Genomic DNA, 11586 nt, shown 5'->3' on the forward strand with positions numbered 1-11586 from the left:
CTCAGCGCGGCCGGGTGGCGTCCTCGGCGGGGGTCAGGTGGGTCAGGCGACGGGAGTCGGTCCAGAGTTTGGTGGCGCGGGGCTCGTCGTAGGAGAGCTTCGACGACCGTACCGTCGACAGTTTTTCTTCTTTGGCCTGTAGGTATGTGCCGGAGACGTCGGTGTATTGCGGGGCGACGGCCAGGTCGGCGAGGGATGTGCCGGAGAAGGTGACGTCGGAGGTGGTGACGCCGATGCGCCGCATCAGGAGGCTCGCGGCGCGGCTGGCCGAGAGGCGCTGGGCGGGCCGGGGCAGGTTGCGCAGGAAGTCGGTGCCGGCGACGGCGCCGGGGTCGTAGGCGATGGACGACACGGTGCTGCCGGCCGCGCGCAGGCGGCGGTGCAGTTCGTAGGCGTGCATGATCGTGCAGAGCTTCGAGGTCGAGTAGCGCACCCCGGCGGAGAGCGTCTTGGTGCCGGCCAGGGCGACCGCGTCGGGCTCGACGGACTTGCCGACCAGGCGCCCGTCCATCGTGTCGGGATCGTGGGTGCCGCTGACCGTGAAGACGATCCGGCCGTGCTCGGCGAGCTGCGGGAGCAGGAGCTCGACCAGCAGGAAGTGCCCGAGGTAGTTGGTGGCGAAGGTCGTCTCGTAGCCGTCGGGCGTGTAGGCGAAGCCGCCGGCGGACCGCCCGCCCGCGTTGCAGAGCAGCGCGTCCAGCGACCCGCGGAACTGATCCGCCGCCGACCGCACGGAGGCCAGCGAGGACGTGTCCAGCGGCAGGGTGGTGACGGCGACGCCGTGGGCCGCTTCCAGCTCGTCGGCGACGGCCCGCATGCGGTCGGGGCTGCGCCCGGCCAGGACGAGGTCGACCTTGCGGGCGGCCAGGCTGCGGGCCGCGGCGAGACCGATCCCCGAGTGGCCGCCGGTGATCAGGACCGTGGTCATGTGGTGTTCCCCTTTGCTGAGCGACGGACAAGATCAGCCTGATCCGGCCGGCGGGGAACAACCAGGACCACGTTGTCCCTGGCAACCTCAGGCGAACGTGCTGAACTCCTGGGTGCCGACGACTCTGAGCAGCTCCAGCTTGTCGCGCGTGTCGGTGCCCTCGGTCGGGAACAGCGCCAGGACACGGGTGTCCACCTCGGGTGACAGCAGCACCTCGCAGGTCAGGTGCAGGACACCGACCGTGGGGTGCAGGAAGCGCTTCCGGTCGAAACGGTGGTTGGCGACCTCGTGCCGCTCCCACAGCTCCCGGAACTCCGGGCTCCGTTTCAGCAGCGCGTGGACCAGCCGGGCGACGTCGGCGTCGTCGGAGCGCCGCGAATACGTCGCCCGCAGGTCGTTGACGTGGGCGAGTGAGTGCCGTGGCCAGTCCTCTTCCGGGAGACGGGAGCGCAGGGCCGGCTCGGTGAACCATTTCCACACCACGTTGTCGCCCCGGCCGGTGCGGCCCAGGGCGAGGTCGGCCAGGGTGTTCTGGTGGAGCACCTCGCCGAGGTCGGTCAGCACGCACACCGGCACGTCGGTCAGCCGGTCCAGCAGGCTGAGCAGGCCCGGCCGGAGGTGCCCGCCGTGCCGCCGGGGCGGGGCCGGGAACCCGGCCAGGTGATACAGGTGGTCGCGCTGGTCCAGGTCGCAGCGCAGGGCCCGGGTCAGCGCCGCGATGATCGGCTCGGACGGGTTCGCCCCGCGGGCCTGCTCCAGCCGGGCGTAGTAGTCGGTGGAGATGTTCGCCAGCTGGGCCACCTCGTCGCGCCGCAGCCCGGGCGTGCGGCGGCGCGGCGTGCCGGCGAGGCCGATGTCGGCCGGGTGCAGCAGCTCCCGGCGGCGGCGGAGGAAGTCGGCGAGGCCGGCACGGTCAATCATGGTTCGAGTAAACCCGGACTCGCCCGGCCCAACCAGGGAGAGCCGCTCCCAGGACCCTCGGGCGGGCCCCATGGGTGATACTTGGGCGTCCTACTGTCTGGCAATGGAATAGTTGGACATCCTAGTATCGTGGTATCGGTCGTCCTCGAGAGCAGGTGTGCCATGACGCTGCACGTTCCGATCAACCCTGTGCGGTTCGTGACCGCGGCGAGCCTGTTCGACGGGCACGACGCCGCGATCAACGTGATGCGGCGGCTGCTGCAGGCGCAGGGTGCCGAGGTGATCCATCTCGGGCACGACCGCAGCGTCGACGCCGTCGTGCAGGCCGCCGTCGAGGAGGACGCGCAGGGCGTCGCGATCTCGTCCTACCAGGGCGGCCACGTGGAGTACTTCACGTATCTGGTGGACCGGCTCCGCGAGGCCGGCGCCGGGCACGTCAAGGTCTTCGGCGGTGGCGGCGGCGTCATCGTGCCCGAGGAGATCGCGCTGCTGGCCGAGCGCGGCGTCACCATCTTCTCGCCGCAGGACGGGCAGCGCCTCGGCCTGCCCGGCATGATCAACGAGCTGATCCGGGCCTGTGACCTGGACCTGGCCGCGCAGGAGCCGGACGTCGACGCGGTGCTCTCCGGCGACCCGGCCGCGCTGGCGCGGGCGATCACCGTGCTCGAGTCGGGCCGGTCGCCGCGGATGGCCGAGCGGCTGCGGGAGGCCGGCCGGCGCGTGCCGGTCCTCGGCATCACCGGCACCGGCGGCTCGGGCAAGTCGTCACTCACCGACGAACTGCTCCGCCGGCTGCGCCTCGACCAGGAGGACAAGCTGCGGATCGCGGTGCTGGCGATCGACCCGACCCGGCGGCGCGGCGGCGGCGCGCTGCTCGGCGACCGGATCCGGATGAACGCGCTGGAGCCCGGGCGCACGTTCTTCCGGTCCCTGGCGACCCGCACCTCGGGCGCGCAGCTGCCGGAGAACCTGGGCGACATCCTGACCGCGGTGCAGGCCGCCGGGTTCGACCTGGTGATCATCGAGACGCCCGGCATCGGCCAGGGCGACGCCGCGATCGTGCCGTTCTCCGACGTCGCGCTCTACGTGATGACCCCCGAGTTCGGCGCCGCGTCCCAGCTCGAGAAGATCGACATGCTGGACTTCGCCGACGTCGTGGCGATCAACAAGTACGAGCGTCGCGGCGCCGAGGACGCCCGCCGGGACGTGGCCCGCCAGCTGGTCCGCAACCGCGAGGCGTTCGGCACGCCGTGGGATCGGATGCCGGTCTTCGGGACCAGCGCGGCCCGGTTCAACGACGACGGGGTGACCGCGCTCTACCAGCACCTTCGCGAGCTGCTCGTGGGCAAGGGGCTGACGGTCGGGGCGGGGACGCTGCCGCACGTCGACGTGCAGGCGTCGTCGGGGCTGACCAGTGTCGTGCCGGCGGCCCGCTCGCGCTACCTCGCCGACATCGCCGACGCGCTGCGGGGGTACCACCAGGTCACCGAGGCGCAGGTGGAGGTGGCGCGGCGGCGTCAGGCGCTGCGCCTGACCGCCGGCCTGCTGGGCGAGGACGCCGCCGGCGAGCGGGTGCGCGAGCTGGCTGCCGAGGCCGACGGGGCGCTGCTTCCCGACGTACGAAATCTGCTGGTGAAGTGGCCTTTGATCGTCGAGGACTACGCCGGGGAGGAGTACGTGTACCGGGTTCGCGACCGGGAGATCCGCACGCCGCTGACCCGCACCACGTTGTCCGGCTCCCAGGTCCGCCGGGTGGCGCTGCCCCGCACCCGGGACGAGGCCGAGCTGGTGTCGTTCCTGCGCCGGGAGAACCTGCCGGGCTTCTTCCCGTTCACCGCGGGGGTGTTCCCGTTCAAGCGCGAGGGCGAGGCGCCGGCCCGGATGTTCGCCGGTGAGGGTGATCCGTTCCGGACGAACCGGCGCTTCCACCTGCTCTCCGAGGGGCAGCCGGCGACCCGGCTGTCGACCGCGTTCGACTCGGTCACGCTCTACGGCCGGGACCCGGACCTGCGGCCGGACATCTACGGCAAGGTGGGCACGTCGGGCGTCTCGATCGCGACCCTGGACGACATGAAGGTCCTCTACGACGGGTTCGACCTGTGCTCGCCGAGCACGTCGGTGTCGATGACCATCAACGGACCGGCTCCGGCGATCCTGGCGATGTTCCTCAACACCGCCATCGACCAGCAGATCGCCGCGAACCCGGACGAACCGCGCGACGAGGTGGTCGCCCGGACCCTGGCGACCGTGCGCGGCACCGTGCAGGCCGACATCCTCAAGGAGGACCAGGGGCAGAACACCTGCATCTTCTCGACCGAGTTCGCGCTGCGCTGCATGGGTGACATCCAGCAGTTCTTCATCGACCGGAAGGTGCGCAACTTCTATTCGGTGTCGATCAGCGGCTACCACATCGCCGAGGCGGGCGCGAACCCGATCAGTCAGCTGGCATTTACGCTGGCCAATGGGTTCACGTTCGTGGAGTCGTACCTCGCCCGGGGTATGCAGATCGATGATTTCGCCCCGAACCTGTCGTTCTTCTTCTCCAACGGCATGGACGCGGAGTATTCGGTGATCGGCCGGGTGGCGCGGCGGATCTGGGCGGTGGCGATGCGCGAGAGGTACGGCGCGGGGGAGCGCTCGCAGAAGCTGAAGTACCACGTGCAGACGTCCGGGCGGTCGCTGCACGCGCAGGAGATGGACTTCAACGACATCCGGACGACGTTGCAGGCGCTCTGCGCGATCTACGACAACGCCAACAGCCTGCACACCAACGCGTACGACGAGGCCGTCACCACCCCGAGCGAGCACTCGGTGCGCCGCGCCCTGGCCATCCAGATGATCATCGACAAGGAGTGGGGGCTCGCCGGGAACGAGAACCCGCTGCAGGGGTCGTACATCGTCGACGAGCTCACCGACCTGGTCGAGGCCGCCGTGCTGGCCGAATTCGATCGGATCGCCGAACGCGGCGGGGTGCTCGGCGCGATGGAGACCGGCTACCAGCGCGGCCGCATCCAGGACGAGTCGATGCTCTACGAGCACCGCAAGCACGACGGCACCCTGCCCCTGGTCGGCGTCAACACGTTCCTCGACCCGCACCGATCCACCGAGCCGCCGCAGAAGGTCGACCTGGCCCGCGCCACGCCCGAGGAGAAGCAGTCGCAGCTGGACCGGCTGGCCGACTTCCACGCCCGGCACGTCACCGAGGCGCCGGCCGCGCTGGCCCGGCTCCAGCAGGTGGCGATGGACGGCGGGAACGTGTTCGCCGAGCTGATGAACGCGGTGCGGCACTGCTCGCTGGGCCAGATCTCCGACGCGTTCTTCACCGTCGGCGGGCAGTACCGGCGCAACGTCTGATCCCGATGGACGACGACCTCGGCCATCCGGTCGCCCTGACGACGCCGCCGCGGCGGATCGTCTCGCTCGTGCCGTCGCTGAGCGAGGCGCTCGCCGTGACCGTTCCGGATCGGCTGGCCGGGGTCACCGACTGGTGCACGCACCCGGCCGGGCTCGACCTGCCCCGGGTGCGGGGCACGAAGAACCCGGACCGGGCCGCGATCGCCGCCCTGCGCCCGGACCTGGTGGTGGCCAACCAGGAGGAGAACCGGCAGCTCGACGTGGAACGGCTGCGGGCTGCCGGGATACCGGTGTGGGTGACCGCGATCGAGTCGCTCGACGACGCGCTGCGGTCGATGCGCCGGCTCTTCACCGAGGTGCTCGCGGTCGACGAGCCGGCCTGGTTACGGGCGGCGACCGCGTCCTGGGCACAGCCGGCGCCGGCGCCGCGGCTGCGGGTGGCGGTGCCGATCTGGCGGGACCCGTGGATGGTGATCGGCTCCCGCACCTTCACCGGCGACCTGCTGACCCGGCTCGGCCTGGACAACGTGTTCGGCGACGACGCGGCGCGCTATCCCCGGATCGAGCTCGATCGGTTGCACGCCGCGACGCCGGATCTCGTGCTGCTGCCCGACGAACCCTATGTCTTCACCGAAAAAGACGGACCAGAAGCCTTTCCTTCGGTACGGACGGTGCTCGTCCCCGGTCGGCAACTGACCTGGTACGGCCCGTCCCTGGCCACCGCCCGCCGCGAACTGCTCGACCTGATCCGGGGTTCGTAGCCGGGCCGGGCGGCACACCGTGGGGTGTGCCGCCCGGAACCGCTACAGGAACAGCATCGACTGGAAGAACGACGGGTCGGTGTAGGAGCCCTCGTCCTCGTGCCAGGCGGGTGGCCCGGCCGCCACGAAGTTGGCCCCCTCGTCGTCCAGGAAGTAGAGCGCGCCGCTGCCCCAGGTCCCGCCGAGCCCGCGCTCGACGGACTCGCGCCGCTCGTCGGAGGCCAGCGAGATGCTCAGCCCCTCGAAGACCGGCTGCAGCAGCATCCGGCGGACCCCGCCGAAGACCAGGTCGATCCGGGTCGGGTGGGCGTCGTCCCGGGTGCTGCGCAGCAGCAGGGTGGTGTGGCTCACCGAGTACCGCCAGACCTGGAAGGTGCGCTCCGAATGGAAGATCAAGAGTTCATCAGCTCCCGCCAGTTCGGTTCCGGCATGTCCGCCGGGCTCAGCGGCTTGCCGTTGACGTACCACTTGATGCTGTCCCAATCCCGGAACCCCATGCGTACATAAAAACCGATCTGCCCCATCTCCCAGTCCGTCGCGCCGTACACGCCGCTCTTCGCCTTCTTGTAGGCGTTGAGGAACTTGGCGATCGGCGTCGCGCCGTCCATGTCGTCGATCGCGACGTGGATGGTCGAGCCCGGGCTCTTCAGCGCCTCGTTGACCTTCTTCTGCCAGCCCGCCAGACCACTCTCCGGGTCGATCGCCTTCAGATCGGCGCCGTTGTAGGTGAGGGCGTCAGCGGTGTCCGGACTCTTGCGCAGCGTATCGGCGAGCGCCTCGGAGTGCCGGTTGATGCCCAGCACGACGTTCTTGTCGCAGTTGTGCACCAGGATCGGCGTGTGGCCGGCCAGCACGTAATAGGTGTGCAGGGCGGCGACGGTGAGGTTGTACATCACCCGGTTGCCGGTGTACGTCCGGACCGCGCCCACCCGCGGCACGACCACCGTGCTGCGCAGCGCGTCACCCGGCCGCAGATCCGCCGCCTCGGTCCAGGACCGGGTGGTCTCGTCCCAGAACGGGTGCTCCTGGGTGGTGCGCAGCACCGCACCCGAGGCGATCCGCACGTCGGCCAGGTCGGTGTCCCGGTTGCGGTGCACCTGGGTGACCCGCTCGGGCTTCGTCACCCCCAGCTCCGGGTCGGTGGCCAGCACCCGGTCGCCGGCCCGGATCGCGGCGATCGGCTTGCTGCCGCCGCCGGCCAGCAGCACCCGGGTGTCGGCGGCGAAGCTGTTGCGCGCGAGGCAGGACTTGATCAGGTCCTCGAGGCCCTTGACGATCGGCGTGTTCCGCAGGTCCTTGAGAGCCTGCTCGACGGCGTCGATGCCCTTGACCACGATGGACCTGGCCATCGCGGCGATCTCCTCCGCGCTGAGCGTCAGCTTGATGGTCAGCGACTCGGCCAGGCTGAGCAGCCGGGCCGCGTTGAGCGCGCCGAGCTTGGTGACCGCGTTGGAGAGCAGCTCGCCGCCGTACTTGGCGGCCCCGGCCAGCAGGTCCTTCAGCCCGGCCTTGGCGATGTCCTTGGAGATGCCCTTCTCGAGCGCCTTGAAGATCGCCCCGAACCCGTCGGTCCCGATGATCGTGACCACGTCGACGATCGTCATCCCCAGGGCCCGCTGCCAGTTCTCGCCCCACTCGTTCCAGTGCAGCAGCTGCTTGGGATCCTTGACCAGCTTGGTCACCCCGTCCTGCAGCAGCTTGCAGGCCTTGTCCGGCTTCGGCCAGAAGGTGACGTCCGGAACCGTGTACTCGTCGGTCGCCGGGTCCAGGCCGATGAACGTGCCGACCGTGCAGTCACTGACGTACCAGAGCCCCTCGACCATCCCCAGCAGGCTGTCCTTGGCACCCTTGACGATGTCGGCGCCCCACGGCATCCAGTGGTCGATCGCCTGGTCGCTCTTCTCCTGCAACCACCGCATCCACGCGGTCTCGGCCGCGGCCTGCTCGACGTCGTAGGCCTTCCACGCGGTCTCCATCAGCGTCTTGGCCAGCCCGCTCATGCCGCGGGCCATGTCCCAGACGCTGTTCGAGATCGACGTGATCGTGCCGCTCATCGTCTCGGTGTCGCCGGCCAGCAGGTTCGCGTTGTCCGAGGCGAGCTTGGCCTTGTCGGCGTAGCCGCGCGCGGCGTTCTTCGCCTGCCGCGCCACCCCGGCGTTCTGGCCGGCCTGCTGACTCTCCGCCTTGGCCGCCTGCGCGTAGGAGTTCGCCTGGGCCTGGGACCGTCGCGCGTCCTCGGCGGCGGTGGCCGCGGCCGCCGCCTCGTCACTTGCGTCCTGCGCCGCGGTCACCGCGACCTTGCTGGCCGCGACCGCCCGCTTCGCCGCCTCGGCCGCCTTCTGCGCCGCGAGGTACGCCGGTTTCACCTGCTCCTGCGCCTGCGCCGCCATCTCCGCGGCATGCACCGCGGCGGCGGCCGCGTCGTCGGCGTGCTGCTGCGCGGCGACACTCTGTGTCGCGCCGATCGCCATCGCGTTGTTGGCCAGGTCGATGGCCATCGCGGCGTCGTTGTCGGTCTCGGCGTACACGCCGGCGACGTCCAGGGCCCGGGCCGCCGGGTCGGCGATGGCCTCCGCCGAGACCCGGGCGTCCAGGGCCGCGCGGCCCGCGATCCGGGTCTCGAACGCGGCGATCGCCGCCTGCCGGGTCGCGTCCTCGTACGCCTGCCGGGTCAGGTCGGCGTCCGCACCGGCCTGGGCGGCCCGCTGCACCGCCTCGCGGGCCGCGTCGACCGCCGCCGTGGCGTCGTTGTTGGCCTTGACGGCGTCGTCGATGGCCCGCGACGCCGCGGACGCCGCGGTCTCGGCGTCCTGGGTCGCCAGGCGCGCCTCGTTCGCCGCCCCACGGGCCGCGGCCGCCGCGGCCGCCGCAGCCGCGGCGGCCTGCCGGTAGTCATCGGCCGCCGCGTCGGCCGCCGCCGACGAGGCGGTGGCGTCGCCCTTGGCCGCCGTCGCCGCCGACCGGGCCGCGGTGGCGTCGTTCCGGGCCCGGGTGGCGTCGGCCGCGAGCTGCTGCATCTCGGCGGTGCCCGGGCAGCCGGTGCCGCTCGGGTTGTCCGGGTACTTGCAGGCCAGCTCGGCGGCGAGCTTGCGGGCCTCGGCCGCCTCGGCCTCCAGCTCCTTGGAGTGCGCGCCGTCGGCGGACTTCTTCGCCCGGTCGATCAGGTCCTTGGTCTGCTTGCCGACCTGCTCGAAATGCTGACCCGCGACCAGCGACCGGTCGTACGCCTGCTTCGCGTCGTCGTGCTTGGTGACCGCGACGTTCTGCTGGTTGATCGCCCGGACGGCCGCGTTGTAGGCCTGCTGCTCGTGGGCGATCGCGTTCGAGGCCGCCTGCTGGGCGATCTGTCGCTGCTGAACCGCGGTCTCGTAGTAGTCGCGGGCCTTGTTCACCCGGATCCGGGCGTCCGCTGCCGCCGCCTCGGCCCGCAACCGCTGGGCGTGCGCGTCGGCCGCCGCGGCCTGCGCGGCCGCCGCCAGCTGCTCGGCGCGCAGGGCCAGCTTCTCGGCCGCCGCCTGCTCGCGCTCGGCGGCCTGCCGGTACTTGACCGCGTTCGCCGCGTCGACGGTGGCACTGTGGTCGGCGTCCAGCGCCTTGGCCGCCGCCTCGGTCGCCTCGGCCGCGTGGCACGCGGTCTCGGCCGCCTGCTTGCCGGCCGTCGCGGCGTCGCCCTGGGCCTGCAGCACCTCGTTCCAGTCGATGCCGTGCGTCAACCCGGTGTCGGTCAGCGTCTGCGCCGCCGTCGCCGCGACCCCGGCCTGCGCGACCACCTGGTCGGCGTTCCGGGCGGTGGTGGCCGACTCGGCGCACGCGTCCGAGCGCAGCTTCGTCAGGTCGGCGGTGTGGGTCGCGCCGCCGGCCTTGCGGATCGGGACGTCACTGGCGTAGATCGCGTCGGCCTGCTTGGCGTACCGGTTGACCAGGCCCATCGAGTTGGCCGCCACGGTCAGCGACTGGGTCGCGCTGATGCTCGCCGTGACGATCTGCCGCTGCGCGGTGGCCGCCCGGGTCGCCTTCTGCGCCAGCGTGGCCAGGTCGCTGACCGCGGTCGCCCGGGCCGTGAGGGCGGCCTCGATCTCCCGCTGCGCGTCGGTGTCCAGCTGGGCCGCCGCGAGGTAGCCGTGGTTGTAGAACTCGGCGATCACCTCCGGGTCCTCGCTGTCCAGCGCCAGCTGGCCCTGCGACTGCACCTCGTAGCCGCCGGACGCGACCAGTTGGCCGACCCGGGCCTGGATCAGCTGGGCCTGCTGCTGGGCGGTCAGGACGTCCTGCGCGTCCGCGGCGTCGGCGGCGGCCTTGCCGATCGCGATGAAGTCGGCGATCTTCGTGGCGTTGTTGGTGGCCAGCGCCGCGGCGGCCTTCTGCCGCACGATCGGGGTGCCGGTGTCGGCCCAGTGCTGGACCAGCGCCCGGTCCTCGACGGTCTTGATCTTCTTGATCTCGTCGGCGGCCTTGCGGTAGACCGGCAGACCCTTGTCCAGGAAGTCCCGGATCGTCACCGGGTCGTTGGTGTCCAGCGCGGCCTGGGCCGCCGCCCGGACCTCCGGGTCCTCGTCGTAGTCGGCCAGATCCTGACACAGCATCCGGTCCAGATCCGCGTCGTCGATCGGGCCGTCCGTGTCCGGCACCGCGGTGACCGGGCCGGCGAGCTGCTCCAGCAGCTGCTGGACAGTCAGCGGGGCCGGGGCGGCCTGCGGCACCCGCTCCCGCGGCGCCGCGTAGGCACTGCTCGGCGCGGCGATCGCCACCGCCAGGCCGCCGGCGATCGCCGCCAGCGTCCGTCGTCGCCACCGTCCGCCGGTGAAACGGGCATGGAGCTTGAACGTCATGACACACCCCCGTGATGAGTCCGCCACCGCACGACACTGATCAATGTGGCCGGTTAGTCATACCAGAGACGAACTCATCGGCGCCGCCCGATGGATTCGCCTCCGGCCGGCCGGCAGCGTCGAGTGCGACCAGGCGGTTGCCGGGGAACGCTGCGGACCCGGCCGGAACTCGGGCATCCTCACCCGGGGGAGCTGGCAGGGCTGCTCCATGGAAAAGCTGACAGGATGAACGGCACGGCTGGGTCCACGTCCGGCGTCAGGCGGATACAAACCTTGAACTGGCTGACTTCGCGGTACCGAGCCCGCCCCGGGCCCGGTGTGCCGCTGCCGTCGTAGCCCCGACCGACCGGGCGGTGAGCGTCCGCGACGCCCTCGTGACGGCGCCGATCCGCCAGATTGATGCGAATCATCGTCCAGTGCCGACGCACGTACGTGTTTACCGCGAAGTCCAGGGTCGGTAGATCCATCCACTGGTAGGAACGTGTCACCCTGTGCCGCCACGGTGGATCCCCGTGGATCCGACCCTCGATCGTCTTCATACCGGCTGTGCGTCGCAAGGGGATGTCAGGTCCGTGCCGATCGAGCGTGTGCGCCCCGCGGCTGCGGTGCTCGATGTCATTGCGGATGATGTCGAATTCCGGCACTTCGTCGCTGAGCGGACCGTATCGGGGAATTGCCGCGAAGCCGGTCAGTGGGGTGATCGAAAACTGTCCCGGCATGAGGCGCTCCCGTCATCTGAATTGATCACCAGCGGTTGTCCGGCGGTGATCGATGAGCAGCGGTGATCCGGGGA

Annotated in this window: 7 protein-coding genes; 3 read left to right on the plus strand and 4 right to left on the minus strand. The window is 71.1% G+C overall.

Going from position 1 to position 11586, the window contains the following annotated elements; translation table 11 throughout:
- Position 1: 1 nt before the first annotated feature.
- Complete coding sequence (locus tag L3i22_RS24215; protein ID WP_221329232.1) at positions 2-928, minus strand: SDR family NAD(P)-dependent oxidoreductase; 927 nt, start codon at positions 926-928, stop codon at positions 2-4.
- A gap of 87 nt (positions 929-1015) precedes the next feature.
- Entirely contained in the window at positions 1016-1849 is an 834-nt protein-coding gene (locus L3i22_RS24220; protein WP_255658546.1) for a helix-turn-helix transcriptional regulator, read from the minus strand.
- Positions 1850-2011: 162 nt separating this feature from the next.
- Here L3i22_RS24220 and icmF point away from each other — a divergent pair, with 162 nt between their 5' ends.
- On the plus strand, positions 2012-5203 hold the full coding sequence (gene icmF, locus L3i22_RS24225; protein ID WP_221329233.1) for a fused isobutyryl-CoA mutase/GTPase IcmF: 3192 nt from the start codon (positions 2012-2014) through the stop codon (positions 5201-5203).
- Between the two features lie 5 nt (positions 5204-5208).
- Complete coding sequence (locus tag L3i22_RS24230) at positions 5209-5964, plus strand: helical backbone metal receptor (protein ID WP_221329234.1); 756 nt, start codon at positions 5209-5211, stop codon at positions 5962-5964.
- 42 nt (positions 5965-6006) lie between these two features.
- On the opposite strand, the gene L3i22_RS24235 is transcribed toward L3i22_RS24230, so the two are convergent.
- Both L3i22_RS24235 and L3i22_RS24240 read right to left on the minus strand, forming a co-directional pair.
- Complete coding sequence (locus L3i22_RS24235) at positions 6007-6360, minus strand: hypothetical protein (protein ID WP_221329235.1); 354 nt, start codon at positions 6358-6360, stop codon at positions 6007-6009.
- On the minus strand, positions 6357-10793 hold the full coding sequence (locus tag L3i22_RS24240; RefSeq protein ID WP_221329236.1) for a polymorphic toxin-type HINT domain-containing protein: 4437 nt from the start codon (positions 10791-10793) through the stop codon (positions 6357-6359). The genes L3i22_RS24235 and L3i22_RS24240 overlap by 4 nt, the downstream gene beginning before the upstream one ends.
- A 512-nt stretch (positions 10794-11305) precedes the next feature.
- On the opposite strand from L3i22_RS24240, the gene L3i22_RS24245 reads away from it, so the two are divergent.
- Positions 11306-11578: a hypothetical protein gene (locus tag L3i22_RS24245; protein ID WP_221329237.1), complete on the plus strand. Its 273-nt coding sequence runs from the start codon at positions 11306-11308 to the stop codon at positions 11576-11578.
- Positions 11579-11586: the final 8 nt, after the last annotated feature.

It is taken from the genome of Actinoplanes sp. L3-i22, from assembly GCF_019704555.1.
Lineage (GTDB): Bacteria > Actinomycetota > Actinomycetes > Mycobacteriales > Micromonosporaceae > Actinoplanes.